The following is a 20,597-nucleotide window of genomic DNA, read 5'->3' as shown; positions in this document are numbered from 1 at the left end:
CGCGAAGCAATCCAGAGCGGAGCCTGATTGGGGATGTGATCTGGATTGCTTCACTTCGTTCGCAAAGACGGACGTTTATTCTGACGTAAAAACGGACGTTTATTCTGAATTGTAGATGAATATTCTCGCGAGAATAGTGACGACATTGCTTAGATATTATACCGACTCTTCGGAGAATGAGTTATTTTCTGGTAACTCTATAAACGCAAGCTTTTCGAATTGATCGGCCGGTAACGGTTTGCTGAGAAGAAATCCCTGGCCTATTTGACATTTTTTTGCAATAAGATACTTTAATTGTGGCGCGGTCTCTATCCCTTCAGCAACTATGCTCATTCCCAGTTCGTGAGCTAATTTGATAATAATATCAACCAAGACCACCTTATCTTTTTCATTATGGATATCGGAAACAAAGTCTTTATCAATTTTCAAAGTATCTATTGGCAGCATTTTTAGCCTGCTAAGGGACGAATAACCTTTTCCAAAGTCGTCAAGTGAGATTTTTACACCTAAACTGGAGATGCCATTGAGTACAGAATTGACATCTTCGTTGTCACCCATCAACAGACTTTCAGTAATCTCAAGTTCCATGTGTTCTGATGGAAAATTACTGTCTTTCAAGGTGTTTTTAAGGTTTTTAAGAAATTGATTATTTGCCAACTGGATAGGTGAGATATTAATGGAAAAAGCGAGTTTATTAGTGTACTTAAGCATCCACGTCATTATTTGCTCGGAAGATTTTCTAATGATCCATAGACCCAGATCAATGATTAAACCAGTGGTTTCTGCAACAGGGATAAATTCATTAGGAGAAACGTGTCCCAATGTGTCGCTATTCCATCGTAACAGCACCTCGGCGCCGATAATCTCCATAGTTAACAAATTAAACTTGGGTTGATAGTACAATTCAAACTCGTCATTTTGGAGTGCTTTGCGTAAATGTGCTTCAACTTCCGATTCTCGATGCTGCAAATAGCTGAGTTGTTCAGTATAAAATTGATACGTGTTTTTTCCACTCCGTTTTGCTTTGTACATTGCTAAATCCGCTCTGATGAGCAACTCATCGGAATTAGTGCCATCGTCTGGATAAATGGAGATGCCTATGCTTACAGTAACTGTAATTAATTTGCCGTTTATGGGGTAGGGGCTGTTTAATTCATTTAATATGCGTTCGGCAAGTTGACGAGCGGAAGTATGGGTTTTCAAGTTGGGTGAAATCAAAGTAAATTCATCACCACCTACTCTGGATAGAATGTCACCTTTTCGGGTTAACAAAATCAACCGCATGGAAAATTGTCTGAGCAGCTCATCACCATGGACATGGCCAAAGGTATCATTAGTTGCTTTAAAGTTATCCATGTCAATAAGCAAAAGAGCCACTGAAGTATGCGTTCTGGCAGAGCTTGAAATCGACTTATTCAGGAGTACTTCAAATTCTCGTCTATTGTATAGATTGGTTAATGAGTCATGAGAAGCGATATAAGTTAATTCATCCTGCTTTATCCTTAAAGCTTTTTGCGCTTTTAAAACGGCGGTGTAGGAGAATACATAATTAATTACCAGACAGGTGCATGGTATAAAATAACCAACAAGCTTTAGTACGTAGGCAATATTATACGCACTGTCATAAGGGGAGCTGGACAGGATCATAATATAAAATGACGTCACTATTTGAGTAACGGCCATATAGAATATACAGTCAACCAGAATAGTTGGGTGCGTTTTGTAAGCTTTTGGGTAAATGAATATCATCAATATTAAATAGATAAAGACAGAAATTAATTCATAGGGGCGAGACAAAGTTAAGTCAGAAAACCACATTTCCGGGAGTTCAATTACTCCGGTTGCATAATAAATAATAGTAATTGCGGTCAATACCAGGAAGGTTGTCAGTAAAATAAAGGTAGTAAAACTGACATTTTGTTTATCACTGGAGGTGATCAGCATAATTAAGCCAATACCTAATATTAGTCCGCTAATACTATTGGAAAAGATCCAGATTAAAGCATCCAGATTGTTTTTTTCCTCATATTCAAGGGATAGGCCATCAATGACCAAAGTATGCAGGGCTTCAGTCGATCCGGAAAATAAAACAGCCAATCCTATAATTAAAGCGATTTTATCATTGCTTAATCTGTATTGAGTAAACGCCAGTAAAACTGTTACTGCAGCAAGAGAGAAGCCAGACCATTGTAAAAGTGTTTGTCTGAAATAACCACGGATCTGAGATTCAATAAAGAAAGAATTGAATTCAGCTCCCTTATTTAATTTATTGGCGATGGTGCTAAAATCTAATCCGAAATACAAACCAACATAGGGAAGACCTAATAGCAGGATAATGATTAATACTAAGAATTGAGGTATTCGCTTTAGATTGGCTTCATTAAATACAAATGAATTTTCCATTTAAGTAGATCTCTCACTCTATTTGTCTGGCGGATGGATTTAGGGTTCCTTATATAAAATCTAGCATAGAAAATCAGGAATATCCTTGAGATCCTAATAAAATTACCAGTCAGGGGCTTGTTTGAGGAGCAATCAGGGACGTTCTCAGACTTAATTTAGAATGATTATTCTGCTATCAAGGGTAAGCAGCAGTGCTCAATATCGATTTATAAGGTCCGTCAGGTTGATTGTTTATCCACTGGGTAAAGCTTTGATTCGGGTATATTCCTTTATGAACAAACGTGTAAAATAATTTAATAAAATCAATGCGTGCCCTATGATATTCATTTTTCCAGGGCTGGGTAGATAGGGATTCAGAGGGCTCAAATAAATTAATCCCACCTAATCGCGACTGTCGAGTTACGATATCACTCAGGCTAACCTGTGTTCCATTTGCCAGAATGTCGTGCATCACCATAAAGGTAGTTGTTCTTCCTTTACCCGCAGCACAATGATAATGAAGCCAGGCCTTTGCAGGTAATTTTTTAAATAACGTTAAATAGTGATCAACCTGTTCGGGAGACGGAGGATGATAATCGGGCACTGGAATTCTAAAGTACTCTAAACCGCTAAGCTGAGATATCTCTTTTTCAGTATGGGTATTTTTTATTGATACCGTTACCGGGTTGGTGGGGACTTTTATACCTGAAATCGGTCGTCCCAGATTATTAATTTGAACAGTGCCCTTAATGGATAGATAGTTAACCCAGTTCTGTTCCGTTTTATTAATTTCAGTCAGGGTTTTACCCCAGTTAATCTCATCTTTTTTATAAAAAATACTGATGGGTAAACCATTAATAAAAAGATGAGTTTCCTGTCTCAGATCGATTATAAATACCTGATGTCTGGAACCGTAATTTTTTTTCAACCACATCATATTGGCTTCAGTAGGGTTAGCACTGCCTGAAATAAATAAATGGCTTAAACCTTTTAGGCTTACCTCTGGTTTGTTCTCATTACTATTACTGAAATTATGTGATGTACTTCTCCAACGAAAAGGCTCTGCTTGGGTCGTCTGTGGGTTTTTGCGCCAATGGTTGTCAATCCAGAATGCTCCGGACGGTAATTCCGGACTTTTGGATGGATTCATTATAATGTGGCTTGATACTGCAGCATGAATACATGCACCAAGCAGGGCGAACGTAACGAATAAACTGATGTTGATTTTTTTCATGGGATAAGCCTGACTTGACGATGTTGATGCACTATAGTGACAGTATTTTAATTGAACTATTTTAATAGTACTACTTTTTATGTTATTTAATGATTTCTGTTGTATACCGTTGTGCTTTCATCTCTGCTGACCAAAAATTTGCAGGAAGTCCCATTTTTAATTTTAAATGTTCAAGAAACTTATCTTTGCTGTCTATAGATTCCCACACACTGGGTAGAAAGGTTGCCTGATACTGTTTATAGGTTAAGAGCAATCCATCAACTCCCTGGCGTAATTGTGATTTAAGCTCCTGTTCCGTGTTAAAATACAACGTTTCCATTGGGTTTAAAATGGAAATTGACAAAGAGATGTCATTGAGCTCTTCAGAAGTTAATTTGGGAAATCGCGGATCAAGGAATCCTGCCCTGATGGAGTTTTGGATTACATTATCAGCAAGCAGATCCTGAGAATAAAGACTGCCCATACATCCTCTTAGCATTCCTTTCTTTTTTATCGTAACAAATGTAGGTATGCGGATATGCAATAATTCATTGTATTCTGTGGGATTAAATATTAGGAGTTTATTTTCAGTCGCTTGCAACCTTAGCGTTTCTTTTGCCAGATACAGTAGTTCATCCGCACAGTGATCTGCAAATTTAAGATCTTTATAAAAATGATAGGATGCATATCCGACTACTTTATCTTTTGTCCCTGCTGTGTCTCCGGAGTTTCTCAGATCCAGTAAACGTCCACAAATCTGATTTTGACGAGCAAAGTGTAAAAATCCACGTAATGGATAATAACCGCATGCTCCTTGATGATGTAATGATTCTGAATTTAAGGTACTGATGGAAAGACAGGTGTTTCTGTCTGTTTGTTGCGCTATGTCGTAAGGCAGGTAATGACTTAGATCACTGCTGATAATGATTAAGGTTTCCTCTCCACCCAAGACTTGTTTTATCAGATCAGCCACTTCCTGTTCACTGGTTTCACCAACCACCAGAGGAAGCACAGTAAATTCGTTGAATATCATCTGACAAAAGGGTAATTGAACTTCCAGACAGTGTTCTCTTTGATGTGCCTGACTCAACGCGTGTACATAAGGAAGAGTACTTATTTTAGCTAAAAGATCCTGATCCTGCTCCATTTCTCCCAATGGGGTAGCGAATTTTGTGACCGGATCATAGGCAATCCCTTTCAGGTACATGGTGTGAGCGGGGCCTAATAATACAACTTTCTTAATTGTGTCGCTCTGCTGGATTAATGAAGCGAACGCTGAGGCAGCTATTGAGCCTGAGTATATATATCCTGCATGTGGAACTATCAGCACTTTTGGCGGAGGACTGAACTGTTTGCTCTGGCTCAAAAGATGCTGAATTGTATTGCGAAGTGTTAACTGATCGCCAGGATAAAAAATCCCTGCTACAGCCGGTTGTCGAACAGTCATAACAAACTCCAGATTTACTGCAGGTACTATACTTATAAGTATAGAATATTGTTTAACGGCAGGGTCATCTGATGTCAGATATTATTCCAACTCATTACTGGCATAAGCTTGAAGACGGTCGCATTGAATGTGATGTATGCCCGCGTAATTGTAAATTGCGTGAAGGTCAACGAGGATTATGTTTTGTCAGAGCCAATATTGATAATCAGATTAAACTGACTACTTACGGTAGGTCCAGTGGATATTGTATTGATCCCATTGAGAAAAAACCTTTAAATCATTTTTTACCAGGGTCTCCGGTTTTATCGTTTGGAACGGCAGGTTGTAATCTGGCGTGTAAATTCTGTCAAAACTGGGATATCAGTAAATCGCGGGATATGGATACTTTAGCCGATAACGCCATGCCTGCAGATATTGCTTTGGCCGCAAAAAATCTGCACTGTCGCAGTGTGGCCTTTACTTATAACGATCCGGTGATTTTTATGGAGTATGCTATCGATGTAGCTAAAGAATGCCATCAACTGGGTATTTATTCTGTTGCTGTTTCTGCAGGTTATATTAATCCGGAGCCGCGTACGGAATTTTATACTTATATGGATGCTGCGAATATTGATTTGAAAGCCTTTAGCGAACAATTCTATTACAAAATAACGGGTGCTCATTTACAACCTGTACTGGATACCTTGGAGTATTTAAAAAAAGAAACCAAGGTCTGGTTTGAGATTACTACTTTGCTTATTCCTGATGAAAATGATTCCACTAACGAGTTGGAGCATCTGTCTGCCTGGGTAATGGATCATTTGGGACCGGATGTTCCTATCCATTTTACTGCTTTTCATCCTGACTGGAAAATGAAGGATAAATCGCCAACTCCGTTTTCAACCCTCCAAAGAGCCAGAGAGATAGCCCTTAAGTCAGGCATACATTATGTGTACACCGGTAATGTGCATGATACTGAAGGTAGCACTACTTATTGTCCAAACTGCAAGCTGGCTGTAATTGTTAGAGACTGGTATCAGTTATTAAAATATCACCTTGATGACACGGGACATTGTCTTCATTGTCACACTTCGATAGCTGGGGTATTTAATGGTCTTGCAGGGAATTGGGGGCCAAGAAGGATGATGGTTAAATTGGGTTTAAACCCAAGATGATCAGGATTCACAATACTCCATCATTTAATATTTCCATAATAATTATTTAGTACAATATGGCATTTTCTTTTTCAATGGTGGTGGTTATGAAGTTTCAAGATTCTAAATTTGAAATGCGTTATAATGAGTTGTGGAATCAATATGCAGTTAACACAGATAATCTGATTAAATCAACGTCTGGTGGTAAAGGAACGGGTATTTTTGTTTTAGATGAAGCTCGCTATGTTGTTTTAATCTCTCAATACGCTTTTGCGGCAACTAATATCGTGAATAATTTGATTCGTCAGGCAACTTCTCCAGGTTTTTTTGAAGATATGGATTACGTTAACGCATACTTGATTTCAACTATTGAGAATACCTTTGCTGATTTTGATGAATACAGAGGTCTGCTGGGACGTCGTTATGGTCAAGTTTCTAGAGGTGTAACGCTTATTAATGAATCGTTGGAGTCACTCTCCTCTCTGTTAAGTCAGTATCAGGCATCTTCCTACCCATCTTCCCAATTGGAAGATGACTACCCTGCATCCTATTCCCACTAAAACAGGTGATCGGGTTTTACTTTCTGAATTCATTTATGATTGATGTGGGCGTGTTCTCAATTCACGCCCGGTCTTTTAGAGCTTTTAGCCTGTTTGGCTACTTCCTTTATGAGCGAACGAATCCACTGATGCGAGGGATCTTCATTGTCTTTTTGATGCCAATATTGATAGCAGCTATAAATGTCTATTGGAAAGGGAACTGGCGATATACTTAGATGAAGATAATCGTTTAATTTCTCTGCTGCAGAACGAATAGTCAGAGTCAGGTAATTGGTACCTGGCAAAGTGATGAGCGGGACTAATCCATGCCCTACACTTATTGATACGCGTTTGGCATAACCCAGTTTAGCCAGATATCGGTCAAAATAATTGTGAAACGGAGTGCCGCTTAATGATAATTGGATCAGCGGGTATTTGAGAATATTGTCCATACTGATTGTTCCGTTTTCAAATCCTGGATGATCTTTACATCCAACAATTACGGCTTCATCATGAAACAATGCTTGATGTTTTAAGCCTCCTGGAGCACCCTCAAACATTCCTACCATGACATCCAACTCACCCGATTCAAATACATCAGAGGAGGTCAGATATCTTGGGTGTACAATATTGACTTTAATGTCTGGCGCTACTTCTTCTATTTTGTGAATCAAGTTTGGGGCTAATAAATACGAAACCAGATCTGACATGCCAATGCGAAAGGTTCGAGTATCCGTTGCCGGATTAAAGGGCTGGTGACATGAAAATATAGTATCAATCTGGGACATGGCATTCCGTGTTGGTTCAATCAGGGATGCAGCCAGTGGGGTCAGTTGCATGATGTTATGTCGCCCGGGTACCAGGAGCGAATCATTATAAAATTCTCTAAGCTGTTTTAATGAAATGCTCATTGAAGATTGACTGACACCAATCTGTTTACTGGCAAGAGTAACGTGCCTGCAGGAGAGCAGAGCATACAGAGCGCGTAATAAATTTAAATTTAAATGTTTTATGCTCATTGAGATTTAATAAAATGTAAGCTTACTAAGCATATAGCAGATGTCTTAATTTTTATCAAGAAAGTTCAAAGAGTTAGACATCATTCCTGTTCTTTAACCCCGGCAACCGTCATCCCAAATTCAATGAGTGATCTCCTGAATGTGGCGTGGTGTCCTGCATTTGGAGATCCTTCCTTGCGTTCAGGATGACGAAATTCCCGGATTTAGCGAGAACTTACTTATGCTTTATTTTTTTTGTGGATGATGCGTGTTCGTCAGGATGATGAACAGGCCAATTATTGCTGTGCTATAATTGAACAATACTGCGCAGGAGCTATTATGAAACGATTTCTTTTTACAGCTCTAAGTTTGGTCTTTTTGACGTGTTCTGGATGGGCTCTGGATTTTGATGCTCATAGAAGTTCTCAAGAGCAATTAAATACCCAGGATAAGGCAGAAGAAGGAGATGCTCAATCTCAACTGGAGTTGGGGATGAGTTATGAGAAAGGTGATGGTGTAGTACAAGATTATAAAAAAGCGGCTTATTGGTATCAAAAGGCTGCTGATCAAGGGAATGCTGATGCTCAAAATAATCTTGGATTATTGTACCTGAATGGCCAGGGCGTGCCACAAGATAGTAAACAAGCAATGTTTTGGTTGAAAAAAGCAGCAAGTCAAGGGTCAGCATTGAGTCAAAATAATGTGGGAATATTGTATGAAAATGGAAATGGCGTTGCAAAGGACCCTCAACAGGCGTTTGTTTGGTATAAAAAAGCCGCTGATCAAGGGAGTTCTGATGGACAGTATAATTTAGCGGTTTTATATATGAATGGTACTGGCGTCCAAAAAAATATTGTTCAGGCCATTTATTGGTATGAAAAAGCAGCCGCGCAAGGAGATCTGGATGCACAAAATAATCTTGGTGTACTGTACGAGCGCGGTGATGGAATACCAAAAGATTTAACCAAGGCAATATATTGGTATACCAAAGCAGCCAATCAAGGTTCGTCTTTATCACAAACCAATCTGGGTGTTTTGTACATGGATGGCGATGCATCAGTGAAAAATAGTGAGCAGGCAATTTATTGGTTTGAGAAAGCTGCAAACCAGGGAAATATGAAATCGCAAAATAATCTCGCTTTTATGTACGAACACGGTCAAGGTGTTTCTAAAAACATGGAACTGGCAGTCAGCTGGTATTTAAAAGCCGCAGAGCAAGGTTTTGCAATGGCTCAGAATAATCTCGGCATAATCTATTCGAGTGAAGGAGAGTATAAAGATTATCAAAAGGCTTTAATCTGGTTCAGGAAAGCAGCAGAGCAGGGTGATGCTGAAGCGCAAAATAATCTGGGTTTAATGTACATGAAGGGCCAGGGGGTGTCTGTAGATAATAAAGAAGCCGTATCCTGGTACAAAAAGGCTGCCGAACAAGGTTTACCTCTGGGAGAACATAATCTTGCCGTGATGTATATGAATGGTCTTGGGGTTAAAAAAGACAATAAACAGGCGATTAACTGGTATGAAAAAGCAGCCGAACAAGGCCAGCCATTAGCTCAGAATAATCTTGCTGTGATGTATATGAATGGGGAAGGAGTGAAACGTAACCTCGATAAAGCGATTTATTGGTATACCAAAGCAGCAGAGCAAAACCTGATCCTGGCGCAAATAAATCTGGGTTTGATGTATGCTGATGGAAAGGGAGTCAAGCGTGATTTGGCCAAAGCAAAATATTGGATAGCCAAAGCCAAGGACAGCGGCTCCCAGGATGCTCGCGAAATTTGGATGTCTTATAAATTATGGAAGTATTAAGCCCTGTTCATCTATCGCAAAACTCATTTTTATGGTTCTATACTTAGATAAACCTTAAATAACTAATGGATTAGTTCAATGCCTATTCGTCTGATACAAAATCCTGAAGACAGACAGTGGCGAATTTTATTAGTTTATGACATTTATAGACTATTAAGCGTTATTTTATTTTTAGGGATGTATTTTTTTAGTTTCATTTATCGCCCTCACTCCCCTCTGTTTTACAGCATTCTTGTTGTTTATTTTATTTTCGCTTTATTCTTTTTAGTGATTTGGCAACGCAGAATCATAAGCTTTGACAATCAGGTGTTTCTATCGGGAACCCTCGATGTTATTGCGATTTCGAGTATGTTGAGCATTATAGGGAATATGGATTCCGGATATGGGATTTTATTAAACGTTACTATTGCTGCTCTTAGTATTTTGGTGCCGGGTCGTTTAGCGATATTTTTTGCTGCACTTGCCAGCTGCCTGCTTTTATGCGGCAACGTATTGAAGTTCATGATAGATAATCAAAAAGATTTAAGTACGTTTTATTATAGTGGAATATATGGAGCGGGCTTCTTTGCTACAGCGATTACAGCCTGGTATCTTTCCAACTGGGTTCGTCAATCGGAACATTTGGCTCGTCATCGTAGTTATGAATTGGCCAGCATGCAGCGAATTAATGAATACATCGTCGAGAGGTTACACTCAGGAATTATATATGTGGATGAAGCAAAGCACATTAAATTGATGAATTCTGCTGCGCGACAATTTTTTAATGTAAAAAAAAATAATAATCCAATTACTTTGCATCAACTTTCGGAACAAATTGCCAGTAAGTTTGATAATTTTTTACTGAAAAACAAAACAAATGAAGGCGTCGCTCAGACTTTAATTGAAGAACCTTATTTAAGAGTACATTTTTTTTCAACTGATGTAGCCAATAATTCTGAAGTATTGATTATTTTGGAAGATATGTCTTATATAGGGCAACAGGCACAACAACTCAAACTGGCGGCATTAGGCCGATTTTCGGCAAGTATAGCCCATGAGTTGCGTAATCCCCTCGGTGCCATTGCTCATGCAGCACAGTTATTTGGTGATGATCATGTTTTAAATATAGAAGATGCACGTTTGAAGCAATTAATTATTAATAATTGTGAACGAATGAATGGCGTTATTAAAAATGTATTGCAACTGACGCGACGTCAACAGTCTCATCCAGAAGTTAATGAAATAGCCAGTTTATTAGAGCAGTTTAAACAAAATTTTTGTCACAGTAATGAATGCAACATGACAATTAAACTACCCAAAAACAAACACGTTTCATGTGTATTTGATAAAAGCCAACTGGAACAGATACTGGTGATACTTTGTGACAATGTAATGCAGCATGGACGTGATGAAGAGGGTAATGTGAATATCGTTATCTCTGTAAAGTCCTCATCAAATAAAACCATAATAAGCGTTTGTGATACAGGCCCAGGAATTCCTATTGAGAATAGAGACAATGTATTCGAGCCATTTTTTACTACTTTGATAACTGGGACGGGTATGGGCTTGTTTCTTGCCAGAGATTTATGCGAAATTAATCAGGCGCGATTAGATCTGGTGAAATGCAATAAAGGAAGTTGTTTCGCTATTACTTTAAATCCATCGGAAGAGCTATTGATATGACTAAAAGCACTGTTCTGGTAATCGATGATGAGCCGGATATTCGGGAGTTATTGACCCTCACTTTGTCGCGCATGGGTTTAATGTGTGATACCGCCTCGGATCTTAAAAATGGAATAGAATGCGTGAAACAAAATAATTATTCTCTTGTTCTCACGGATATGCGTTTACCTGATGGTGATGGCATTGAACTGGTAAAATTCATTCAAAAATACAAACCGCAGTTACCGGTCGCGGTGATTACTGCCTTTGGAAATGTTGAAGGGGCTGTAAATACCCTAAAAGCGGGGGCTTTTGATTATGTTTCAAAACCCGTCGATCTAATGATGTTGAAAGAGCTTGTTAAAACAGCCTTGGCAATGCAAAACGCTCAAAATGACATTCAGGATGAAACACTGGTCGGTGAAAGTCCGGTGATGAATCAATTAAGAGAGAGTATTCATAAATTGGCCCGGAGCCAGGCTCCGGTCTTTATCCAGGGTGATTCCGGTGTTGGAAAAGAGTTGGTCGCGCAACTCATTCATTCAAATGGACCGAGACGAGATAAACCTTTTATTCCTGTCAATTGCGGTGCCATACCCGGGGAATTGATGGAATCGGAGTTTTTTGGTCATAAAAAAGGAAGTTTTACGGGAGCCATAGCTGATAAAACGGGTTTATTTGTGGCGGCACAGGGGGGGACTTTGTTTCTTGATGAAATAGCGGAACTTCCTTTGGCCATGCAGGTTAAGTTATTGCGTGCGATTCAGGAGAAAGCGATTAAGCCGATTGGTGAGTTGTATGAAATTCCAGTAGATGTTCGAATTCTAAGTGCCAGTCATAAAAATCTGTTGGAAGAGATTAGTGCTGGCACATTCAGACAAGACTTGTATTATCGCGTCAACGTTATTGAATTGCGTGTTCCTACTCTGTCCGAACGACTTTCAGATATTCCAGTTTTAGCAAGGGCGATATTAAAAAAATTAGCAAAAAATCAAAACAGAAGTCCTGTTACAATTAGCGATGAATGTTTAAAGCTGTTACAAAGTTATCATTTTCCAGGTAATGTAAGGGAGCTGGAGAATATACTTGAGCGCGCCATGGCCATGAGCGAAGGAGAAACAATAGAACCAGCCGATCTGCATTTACCTAAAGTTCCGTCTATTGTACCACCACATATGACGACATCATCTGCCAATTTACCCGGATTTCTTCAGGATCAGGAAAAAGAGCTGATATTGGATGCGCTTAATAAAACGAAGTGGAATCGAACGGCTGCTGCTCGATTATTAGGAGTTAGTTTTCGGACATTAAGATATAAATTAAAAAAACTGGATCTTGATTAAGTAGATTTTGCTCTTGCTTAGCTCCATTTGGTTATTCATTTTCTGTTGACTATAATAAGAGAGGTGATCTAAAAATATACATAAAAGTGGATTATCTAGCGGCAAAAGGAAATAAAATGACAGTAAAAAGAAACATAATTGCTTGCGTTGACGATAAAAAATTAATTTCTTTGATTTCCTCCATATGTAAAATCTGTTGCCTTGACGCGCTCTTTATTAATAATGGACGCGAGTTACCTACGGCCATTGATTCTCCACACATTGCCTTTATATTGCTGGATACATCCATTCAAGAGCCATGCATCATCGATTTGCTAGGTTTGCTGGCTAATTTGAAGTGCAACATACCAATATTGGTAGTAGGTGACTGCGAAGAAAAAATTATGCTGTCCATTCATCGAATCGGGGTATCAAAAGGATTATCTGTTCATGTGATGCCACAAAGCTCCTTTGCTGTTGATTCAATAACACAGATACTTGATTTGATAGATAAAAAAAGCGGTATTATTGATGATGAAGCGATTACCATTGGTTTGGAAAAAAAACAGTTTCGCATGTATTACCAGCCTAAAATCACAAGTCTTAATAAAAAATTAGTTGGAGTGGAGGCCTTAATTCGTTGGGAGCGACCGAACCATGGCCTCATCCCCCCTGATCTTTTTATACCATTAGCCGAGGAAAGCGGCCTCATTATTCCAATGACCTATTGGGTTATAAAAGAAGTATTTAGTCAATATGCTCTTTGGAACAAGAATCAGATTAGAGTTAATATTGCGATTAATTTATCACCTAAAATTTTAACTGACCTGATTTTACCGGATGAACTGGACAAATTGTCCAAAGAATATAAGGTCAATCCCAATCAAATTTGTTTCGAAATTACAGAGTCAGCGGCAATGCATTGGCCTGATATTGTTCTGGAAGTATTGACTCGAATACGTCTGAAAGGTTATTCCCTGTCTATTGATGATTTTGGAACAGGTTACTCTTCTTTAGTAGAATTGCAACGATTACCTTTTACTGAATTAAAAATAGACAAGTCTTTTGTCACTGATTTAATGGCCAATAAGGCAAATATGCACATTGTGCGTGCTATCATAAATCTGGGGCAAAATATGGGTTTATCACTGGTTGCAGAAGGCGTTGAAACAAAGGATGCAATGGATAATCTTACTCATTTGGGCTGTGAACAGATACAGGGTTATTTAATATCCAAACCATTATCCGCACCTGATTTTGTTCGCTGGTATAAAAATAAAATAGATAACAATGGGGTGTACGTGGATTAAGGACTAATATGAGTACTAGGTGTGGTGTAGAGAATAAACCGACTGTATTGATTGCTGATGATGATTCTTCAACACGGATGTTACTCCGGGCAACCATAACTCAATGGGATTATCCAGTCATAGAGGCAAGTGATGGAGAGGAAGCATGGGATATATTAAAAGGCAAGCATAGTCCCCAAATAGTTACTGTCGATTGGCTGATGCCCAAAATTGATGGACTTAGTTTATGTCGTCGTGCAAAGAATTTGACTAAACCTCCTTATATGATTTTGTTAACCAGCATGTCTGGAACAGCTAATATAGTGAACGCCTTAGATTCAGGGGCTGATGATTTTCTTACCAAGCCATTTAATTATGTAGAGTTACGGAGTCGATTATTTGTTGCTCAGCGCATTGTTAATTTCACCCGTAAACTTGAAGAAATGATTGAGAAGCAACAACCAGAACTCAGAAAATCAACAAAAGATTTGACCAATGTTTTCAGTAAAATGACTGAATTGAGTCAATTAATTAATAATGAATGGAACCTATTGGAACAGTACATGCAAAATCTGGGAGAGCTTCGTTATGAGGAACAGATAACCATTCAAAAATTAGCTCATGATATTTATGCCAGGCAGCATCAATTGACTCAAGAAATACGAAATCTGGGATCTTTGGTTGAGAAAAGGGATTGTCATGGCCATAAAACCGTAAACTCGGTAAACGATAAATCGATTAAAGCAGTTAAAAACCAGAAATCTGATTGAAAGGTTTGAATTGGGATTACTAAAACCTGACAAGGCGGTTATATGATAGCTAAAGCAATGACGAAAAAAGATGTATTGCGTATCTTGCGGTCTACTCCTGATCTTTACCTGATTTTAAACATACATTTTGATATTGTTGAGGCAAGTAATGCTTATATAGCCGCCACTATGGTGAACCGTGACGACATCCTTGGTCGTAATATTTTTGAAGTGTTTCCTGATAATCCTAAAGATATCAATGCTACCGGGGTAAGAAATTTACGTACGTCATTGGAGAATGTATTAAACAATAAAACTCCAGATTCGATGGCAGTTCAGCAATATGATGTCCGTCGTTCAGAATCGGAGCCGGATAGTTTTGAAGTGCGTTATTGGAGCCCTATAAATTCTCCTGTTTTCGATGATCAAGATAACGTTCAGTTCATCATTCATCGTGTTGAGGATGTCACTGAATTTATTCACTTGAAAGAATTAGGCACCAAGCAGCAGGTAATTAATGAATTATTAAGATCTCGAGCAGGGCAGATGGAGAGCGAAATTTATCAGAGAGCTCAGGAAATACAGGAAGCCAATTTAAAACTCAGGACAGCTAAAGAATTGGCTGAACAGGCCAATCAAGCGAAAAGTGTCTTTTTAGCAACTATGAGCCATGAAATCCGCACTCCTTTAAATGGAGTGATAGGGATGACCAGCCTACTAGAGGGAACGGTATTAACAGAGGAGCAAATGGAGTTTGTAAAGGCGATTCGATTATCAGGAGAAACGTTGCTCACCTTAATAAATGATATCCTGGATTTTTCCAAAATTGAGTCAGGTCACTTTGAAATAGACTATGTCGATTTTGATTTAAGACAGGTCATTGAGGATGCTGTTGAAATAGTGGCTTATAAAGCACATGTAAAAAATTTAGCTATTGGTGCTTTGATCGATGCAGATATCCCTGCATGGATTAATAGTGATGCAACTCGTTTAAGTCAGATACTGATTAATTTATTAGTAAATGCAATTAAATTTACCGAGAAAGGACAAATTGAGTTAAAGGTATCCCGAGTAAAGGAACAAGCAAAAAAAGGAAAATCAGGACATTATATTAAGTTATTATTTGAGGTAAGAGATACTGGCATAGGTATTGAGCCAGAAGTCATGGGGCGGTTATTTAAATCGTTCTCTCAAGGAGATGCATCTGTTTCCCGTAAATTTGGTGGGAGTGGTCTTGGTTTGGTTATCTCTCGGAAGTTGACTGAGTTTTTAGGCGGTACTATTGGGGTTGAAAGCACACCGAAGCAAGGAAGTCTTTTTTGGTTCACTATTGAAGTTAAGGTAGTTGAAGCAAGTACACCTAATTTGATCGGGAGTTATTTGCCTAAATTAAAAAATATGCGAGTTCTTGCTGTAGATGACAACGAGATAAATCGAAAGATTATACAATCTCAGACCAGTTCCTGGGGAATGAACTGCGACACTGTTATTGATGGCCATCAGGCTTTGAAACAAATAAAAGCCTCTGTTCAGGATCGTGATCCTTATCAGTTAATTCTGCTGGATTATAATATGCCGGGAATGAATGGTCTTGAATTAGCTGAACACATATCAAAATCTTCTGATCTGGCGCAAATTCCAATCTTAATGTTGACTTCTTTGGGATTACCTGTTGCACGGGAACGATTGGATGAGCTGAATATTTTAACGTGTTTAACCAAGCCTGTTCGTCAGTCAAAATTATATGAAGCAATACTTTCTACTTTGAAAAATGGAACATGTATCGATAATTCTGTACCTCAAGAAATTGAGTCTACCTCTCCATCCATAGAATCAAAGCAAGTCAGCATTTTATTGGCTGAAGATAATTCAATAAATCAGCAGGTAGCAATTCATTTACTGGAACGGCTCGGTTATACACAAGTTACAATTGTAAATAACGGAACTGAAGCCATAGAGGCCTATAACAAATGTTCATTTGATTTAATTTTAATGGATTGTCAAATGCCAGAAATGGATGGATACACTGCAACAGGAATGATAAGAACCTTGGAGACCTCAAAGCGTTTAAAGCATGTTCCTATAATCGCCATGACCGCACATGCTTTAAAAGGGGATAAGGAAATTTGTTTAAAAGCAGGGATGGATGATTATATTCCCAAGCCCATCAGTGTCGTTAAATTAGAACGGGTTCTATCTAACTGGTTAAAAAGTAATTCAAGTTGTCATTCAATACCTGCATTTAACAAAATGAAGACTAATAAAGTTCTCGATATTGAACGAATAAAAATGATTTTTGGCACTAATGAACAAGCAATAAAAGAATTTTTCTTTGCTTTTCTGAATAATACACAAAATTTATTACAAGAAGTAGGTGAAGTGATTACTCAACATGATGTTTTGGCAGCAAAAGCAAAATGCCATCGATTAAAAGGTACCTGTGGAAATACCGGAGCAAATGTGATGTATGATTTGGCAATGAAACAGGAAGAGCTGGTTATCAAGCAAAACTGGCAAGAGGCCTGGGTGCTTCAGCAGGATTTGTTACATGCGTTTGGAGAAATAAAACGGTATATTTTTGAGAATTTCTTTAATAAAAAATAGTTAGGGAAATTAGCCGTAACTTTGCAAAAACTGCAGGAATTTCGTCATCATTGAACACGGTGAAGGTTACAAACTTAGGCTCCATACTGGCTTCAGAAGATCTCTCTCTTCGTTCGAGATGCCATTTCCCTGATTTATGGAGAAGTTAAAGTTCCTAATATAATGCACCATCGCATTGTTATTTTAAATTATCCGGTTTCGTTGAAATCTATTAACTCATAGTCTAAGGTTATATAACGCGATGAATTATATTCAACGCGATCTTTCATAATTAAATACTAAGGAAAGTAATAATGAACTCATGGAATAGTGTTGTTTTCTTAAAAACAAAAAATGCCTGGTCAGACTCTTCTTCTATAGCCAAAATGAGTGGCGTTCAAAGTCTATGGTCTACTTCTGGTGATTGGGACTGGTGCATTAAACTTGATCCTAAACATTCAACTCCAGAAGAAACAGCAGTTTTTGTTAAAAATTTAAGAAATGCTGATTGGGTTGCTGAGACAAAGACAAGTTGGTGGAAAGAAGTTTCTGTCCGATAAACGGACATATTTGGTGTATCTTGAGAGATCGCCATCCTAAAAAAATGCTCATGCACCTGATGTGCACTCCGCTTTTTTTAGGATGGCGATCTCTCAACCTCCACTCAACTCTGTCCGTTTATCCCCTGAATGAGAATTCGCAAAAAAAATGCTCATGCACCTGATGTGCACTCCGCTTTTTTTAGGATGGCGATCTCTCAACCTCCACTACTAATAAGTTCTTATTTTAATTCTAAAGCGCCAGAGCAGTAACAGTACGCTAAACCCGGCTCCTGATACCATTCCCCACCAAAGACCTGCACCGCCAAGACTCATATGGCTGGCCATAAAATATCCAAGTGGTAAAGCAATTCCCCAAAAACTGATGATGGATATGCATAGAGTAAAATGGGTATCTTTTAAAGCACGTAATGCACCAAATAAAGCGATTCTTATAGCTTCAATTAGCTGAAACAAGGCACTGATGGTTAACAGTTGTGTTGCTATACGCACTAGTTCCAAATTGTTGGCATTGTGAACGTCAAAATCAATATTAATTAAGGTAGTTGGGATAATCCAATAAATAATCGCTACCAGAAGCATCAGCGATGCGGCAATAAGTATCCCTATATATCCTGTGCGTTCTGCGGAAGCTTTATTACCCGATCCCAGTAGATGTCCCATACGTACTGTTATGGATTGCGCAAGAGAGAAAATCAGAGACATTAGTGTGCCAAGATATTGCAAGGCAATTTGGTTTGCTGATATGACCAGGCTGCCAAATGATCCCATGATTAAAGTTAAAGCGAAGAAAAAGGCAACTTCTACGCAATACATAATGCCCATAGGAACACCAACTTTCATTAATTCAATTAAATAAGAAGGTTTGGTTGGTTTCAATAATAGACGGAAATAGCAGCTGTACTTTTTGTTGGTTACAACATAAAGAGTCAAAAAAAACGTAGTAATCCAATAGCTGGTGGTTAATCCCCAGCCAGCTCCGGCAATACCTAATGGCGGAAAGCCAAATCTACCAAAAATAAAGGCAAAACTAAAAAAAATGGTGAGCGTCACTGAGATGATATTGAACACCAAAATAAAACGCGCTCGTCCAAGACCCATGATGACTTCAAGCAGCGCTATCATGATGACATTAGGCAAAACACCCCATGCCACAGCATGTAAATAAGTTTTGGCCAGTTGCACTATAGCCGGACTCTGACCAAAAAGTAGAAAGAGCGGGGACATATTCCAAAATAATAGAAATATAGGTAGTGCAAGTAATAAAGCCAGCCAGAATCCGTCGCGGACTACATGTAAGATACCATTCGTATCATCAGCTCCGTGTTTGTGTGCAACTAAAATATTAATCGAGCTTAATGTACCAAAGAGAATGACTACTACAGTACCAAATAACCAGCTTACCAAAGATCCTGCAGCTAAAATATCCGGACCTAATCGTGCAAGAAACATGGTCTCAAAAAACCATACGGATGATTGCAGCAATCCAGTCAGGGCGAGGGGAATTGCTAATTTTAACAGAGGATAAAAATTATCTTTGAACAGCTTCATTTTGAGAGTTCCTGGATGGCAATAGTGATTAAATAGACCTTAAGGCAGAGTGATCTTACTTAAATGATCAAAACGCACTAGGGGCTGTTGACATTTCCGATTTCGACGTCCCGCGACTTGTTCGCGGGATCCAGTTCAATCTTGATGAATACATTATGTTTGTTAATGATACTCGATCTCTGGATCCCGCGAACAAGTCGCGGGACGTTGGAAATAAATAGATGAATTGTCAACACATCCTAGTATATTCATTTTTTATTACTTTTTGATAGACCGTTGTAATCTGTGCGCCGTCCCATACATAACTGAAATGAGCACCTTGCTGGCACTGATGAATTGAATTTGGTTTAAACAGCGCGTAATTTGTTCCCGGTGATCGAATGGAATGATATACGATGCCGTCTTCCTGGTGTTCTTTAATTTGAGAACCAAGGAATTGGCTCTGGGTGTAATCAGTGGATGAATACAGAGGATTGTTGCCTTTATCCAGTAGTGTTAAATTAAATAAATCAGCGCTGAATTCAGCAATCAAACTTCTCATGGCCAATTCTTGAGCGGGCTCTTGTGTATATGAGAGAAATTGCTCTTTATGGTAGATGGTTTCTGCAATCGCAGTTGATATGGACTCTGCTGCATAATATATCCCATAGTCACCATTGGAAAATCTGCTTCCATTTGGATTAATGTGAGTAAAGGCAGCCATGATATAACCACAACCCGGAACAGCATAAAGTCGTTGATCTACAGGAACTCGATCCAACAGACCTATTTCCTCTTGTATTCTCGGATTGGTTAGCATTTGTATGGCAAACAGAGCTTCGAATTCCTCTGGATTGGCGACATCTTCAAATAAGTGAATCGGGGGAAATTGGGAAGGAATAATCCGATAACAACGTTGTTTCACAAAGGTTAATTTATTGAGTGAATCCATTGAAACCATTAAGCTTTACCACCACGCTCGGCATTGAGTCTGCTGGCAACAGCCCACAAATCAACAACTCGTCCCTGGAGCATGACATCCATTGCCGAACGACCATTATAAAATGGGGCGCTATTCGGTTTTCTTACCCATTGGTAAACAGAATCCTGATTGGAAAACAATATTCTTAATGCAGCATGAATATTTAAAATGTACGATATACGTTCTGTAATATCATGGCTGAATGAAGCATTCTCAGGGGAATTTTTGTATTTGAACCAGGTCGAACGTTTGAGGCCTAACAAAATCAGTGCTTCCTCAGTAGTGCAATGCCATTTGTCGAAAATATTCAACACTACTTTAAAAGCAGTTTGAATATGCTCTTTCGCTACCCTGGAAGTTGTTTTATCTGGAATCATCTTATACCTTGATTCAATACTTAGTCTAAATATAGACTAAGTT

At 38.6% G+C, this 20,597-nt stretch carries 16 protein-coding genes; 9 read left to right on the top strand and 7 right to left on the bottom strand.

Annotated features, from left to right (window positions below; genetic code table 11):
- Positions 1–156 precede the first annotated feature (156 nt).
- The 3 genes from Lqua_RS16455 to amrB all read right to left on the bottom strand — a co-directional run bounded on the left by Lqua_RS16455 (position 157) and on the right by amrB (position 5,042).
- The gene (locus Lqua_RS16455; protein WP_058475373.1) at positions 157–2,403 is read right to left on the bottom strand and encodes a bifunctional diguanylate cyclase/phosphodiesterase; all 2,247 of its coding nucleotides are present in this window, start codon (positions 2,401–2,403) and stop codon (positions 157–159) included.
- Between the two features lie 175 nt (positions 2,404–2,578).
- A complete protein-coding gene (locus Lqua_RS16450; protein WP_058475372.1) occupies positions 2,579–3,616 on the bottom strand; it encodes a fused DSP-PTPase phosphatase/NAD kinase-like protein in 1,038 nt (345 codons plus the stop codon).
- An 82-nt stretch (positions 3,617–3,698) separates the two neighbouring features.
- Complete coding sequence (amrB, locus tag Lqua_RS16445) at positions 3,699–5,042, bottom strand: AmmeMemoRadiSam system protein B (RefSeq protein ID WP_058475371.1); 1,344 nt, start codon at positions 5,040–5,042, stop codon at positions 3,699–3,701.
- Positions 5,043–5,113: 71 nt separating this feature from the next.
- On the opposite strand from amrB, the gene amrS reads away from it, so the two are divergent.
- A complete protein-coding gene (amrS, locus tag Lqua_RS16440) occupies positions 5,114–6,196 on the top strand; it encodes an AmmeMemoRadiSam system radical SAM enzyme (protein WP_058475370.1) in 1,083 nt (360 codons plus the stop codon).
- An 86-nt stretch (positions 6,197–6,282) separates the two neighbouring features.
- Positions 6,283–6,735: a hypothetical protein gene (locus Lqua_RS16435; protein ID WP_058475369.1), complete on the top strand. Its 453-nt coding sequence runs from the start codon at positions 6,283–6,285 to the stop codon at positions 6,733–6,735.
- 56 nt (positions 6,736–6,791) lie between these two features.
- On the opposite strand, the gene Lqua_RS16430 is transcribed toward Lqua_RS16435, so the two are convergent.
- The gene (locus Lqua_RS16430; protein ID WP_058475368.1) at positions 6,792–7,733 is read right to left on the bottom strand and encodes a LysR family transcriptional regulator; all 942 of its coding nucleotides are present in this window, start codon (positions 7,731–7,733) and stop codon (positions 6,792–6,794) included.
- A 318-nt stretch (positions 7,734–8,051) separates the two neighbouring features.
- On the opposite strand from Lqua_RS16430, the gene Lqua_RS16425 reads away from it, so the two are divergent.
- From Lqua_RS16425 to Lqua_RS16395, 7 genes are all read left to right on the top strand, one after another.
- Positions 8,052–9,521 carry a tetratricopeptide repeat protein gene (locus Lqua_RS16425; RefSeq protein ID WP_058475437.1) on the top strand — a complete coding sequence of 490 codons (1,470 nt, stop codon included), beginning with the start codon at positions 8,052–8,054 and terminating at the stop codon, positions 9,519–9,521.
- A gap of 78 nt (positions 9,522–9,599) precedes the next feature.
- A complete protein-coding gene (locus Lqua_RS16420) occupies positions 9,600–11,183 on the top strand; it encodes an ATP-binding protein (RefSeq protein WP_058475367.1) in 1,584 nt (527 codons plus the stop codon).
- Positions 11,180–12,505, top strand: a complete 1,326-nt coding sequence (locus Lqua_RS16415; protein ID WP_058475366.1) for a sigma-54-dependent transcriptional regulator — start codon at positions 11,180–11,182, stop codon at positions 12,503–12,505. Before Lqua_RS16420 ends, Lqua_RS16415 begins: the two co-directional genes overlap by 4 nt.
- A gap of 116 nt (positions 12,506–12,621) precedes the next feature.
- Positions 12,622–13,794 carry a putative bifunctional diguanylate cyclase/phosphodiesterase gene (locus tag Lqua_RS16410; RefSeq protein WP_058475365.1) on the top strand — a complete coding sequence of 391 codons (1,173 nt, stop codon included), beginning with the start codon at positions 12,622–12,624 and terminating at the stop codon, positions 13,792–13,794.
- Between the two features lie 8 nt (positions 13,795–13,802).
- The gene (locus Lqua_RS16405; RefSeq protein ID WP_058475364.1) at positions 13,803–14,543 is read left to right on the top strand and encodes a response regulator; all 741 of its coding nucleotides are present in this window, start codon (positions 13,803–13,805) and stop codon (positions 14,541–14,543) included.
- A 42-nt stretch (positions 14,544–14,585) separates the two neighbouring features.
- A complete protein-coding gene (locus Lqua_RS16400; RefSeq protein ID WP_058475363.1) occupies positions 14,586–17,126 on the top strand; it encodes a response regulator in 2,541 nt (846 codons plus the stop codon).
- Between the two features lie 293 nt (positions 17,127–17,419).
- Positions 17,420–17,665, top strand: a complete 246-nt coding sequence (locus Lqua_RS16395) for a hypothetical protein (protein ID WP_058475362.1) — start codon at positions 17,420–17,422, stop codon at positions 17,663–17,665.
- Positions 17,666–17,875: 210 nt separating this feature from the next.
- Here the strand turns inward: Lqua_RS16395 and Lqua_RS16390 are convergent, their stop codons facing one another.
- From Lqua_RS16390 to Lqua_RS16380, 3 genes are all read right to left on the bottom strand, one after another.
- The gene (locus tag Lqua_RS16390; protein ID WP_058475361.1) at positions 17,876–19,216 is read right to left on the bottom strand and encodes an MATE family efflux transporter; all 1,341 of its coding nucleotides are present in this window, start codon (positions 19,214–19,216) and stop codon (positions 17,876–17,878) included.
- A gap of 229 nt (positions 19,217–19,445) precedes the next feature.
- Positions 19,446–20,156, bottom strand: a complete 711-nt coding sequence (locus Lqua_RS16385) for an RES family NAD+ phosphorylase (RefSeq protein WP_058475360.1) — start codon at positions 20,154–20,156, stop codon at positions 19,446–19,448.
- Positions 20,156–20,554 (bottom strand): MbcA/ParS/Xre antitoxin family protein, encoded by a 399-nt coding sequence (locus tag Lqua_RS16380; protein WP_058475359.1) that lies wholly within the window; start codon positions 20,552–20,554, stop codon positions 20,156–20,158. The genes Lqua_RS16385 and Lqua_RS16380 overlap by 1 nt, the downstream gene beginning before the upstream one ends.
- Positions 20,555–20,597 lie beyond the last annotated feature (43 nt).

This window comes from Legionella quateirensis, assembly GCF_001467955.1.
Classification (GTDB): Bacteria; Pseudomonadota; Gammaproteobacteria; order Legionellales; family Legionellaceae; genus Legionella; species Legionella quateirensis.
The sequence above is the reverse complement of the archived record's forward strand: the minus strand, read 5'-3'. Positions and strand labels throughout refer to the sequence as shown.

Bases quoted from the DNA above. Each gene is read 5' to 3' on its own strand.
- Lqua_RS16390 (WP_058475361.1), bottom strand. From the start codon at position 19,216: ATGAAGCTGTTCAAAGATAATTTTTATCCTCTGTTAAAATTAGCAATT.
- Lqua_RS16430 (WP_058475368.1), bottom strand. From the start codon at position 7,733: ATGAGCATAAAACATTTAAATTTAAATTTATTACGCGCTCTGTATGCT.
- Lqua_RS16405 (WP_058475364.1), top strand. From the start codon at position 13,803: ATGAGTACTAGGTGTGGTGTAGAGAATAAACCGACTGTATTGATTGCT.
- Lqua_RS16385 (WP_058475360.1), bottom strand. From the start codon at position 20,156: ATGGTTTCAATGGATTCACTCAATAAATTAACCTTTGTGAAACAACGT.
- Lqua_RS16400 (WP_058475363.1), top strand. From the start codon at position 14,586: ATGATAGCTAAAGCAATGACGAAAAAAGATGTATTGCGTATCTTGCGG.
- Lqua_RS16455 (WP_058475373.1), bottom strand. From the start codon at position 2,403: ATGGAAAATTCATTTGTATTTAATGAAGCCAATCTAAAGCGAATACCT.
- amrS (WP_058475370.1), top strand. From the start codon at position 5,114: ATGTCAGATATTATTCCAACTCATTACTGGCATAAGCTTGAAGACGGT.
- Lqua_RS16450 (WP_058475372.1), bottom strand. From the start codon at position 3,616: ATGAAAAAAATCAACATCAGTTTATTCGTTACGTTCGCCCTGCTTGGT.
- Lqua_RS16395 (WP_058475362.1), top strand. From the start codon at position 17,420: ATGAACTCATGGAATAGTGTTGTTTTCTTAAAAACAAAAAATGCCTGG.
- Lqua_RS16425 (WP_058475437.1), top strand. From the start codon at position 8,052: ATGAAACGATTTCTTTTTACAGCTCTAAGTTTGGTCTTTTTGACGTGT.
- Lqua_RS16380 (WP_058475359.1), bottom strand. From the start codon at position 20,554: ATGATTCCAGATAAAACAACTTCCAGGGTAGCGAAAGAGCATATTCAA.
- Lqua_RS16435 (WP_058475369.1), top strand. From the start codon at position 6,283: ATGAAGTTTCAAGATTCTAAATTTGAAATGCGTTATAATGAGTTGTGG.
- Lqua_RS16415 (WP_058475366.1), top strand. From the start codon at position 11,180: ATGACTAAAAGCACTGTTCTGGTAATCGATGATGAGCCGGATATTCGG.
- Lqua_RS16420 (WP_058475367.1), top strand. From the start codon at position 9,600: ATGCCTATTCGTCTGATACAAAATCCTGAAGACAGACAGTGGCGAATT.
- Lqua_RS16410 (WP_058475365.1), top strand. From the start codon at position 12,622: ATGACAGTAAAAAGAAACATAATTGCTTGCGTTGACGATAAAAAATTA.
- amrB (WP_058475371.1), bottom strand. From the start codon at position 5,042: ATGACTGTTCGACAACCGGCTGTAGCAGGGATTTTTTATCCTGGCGAT.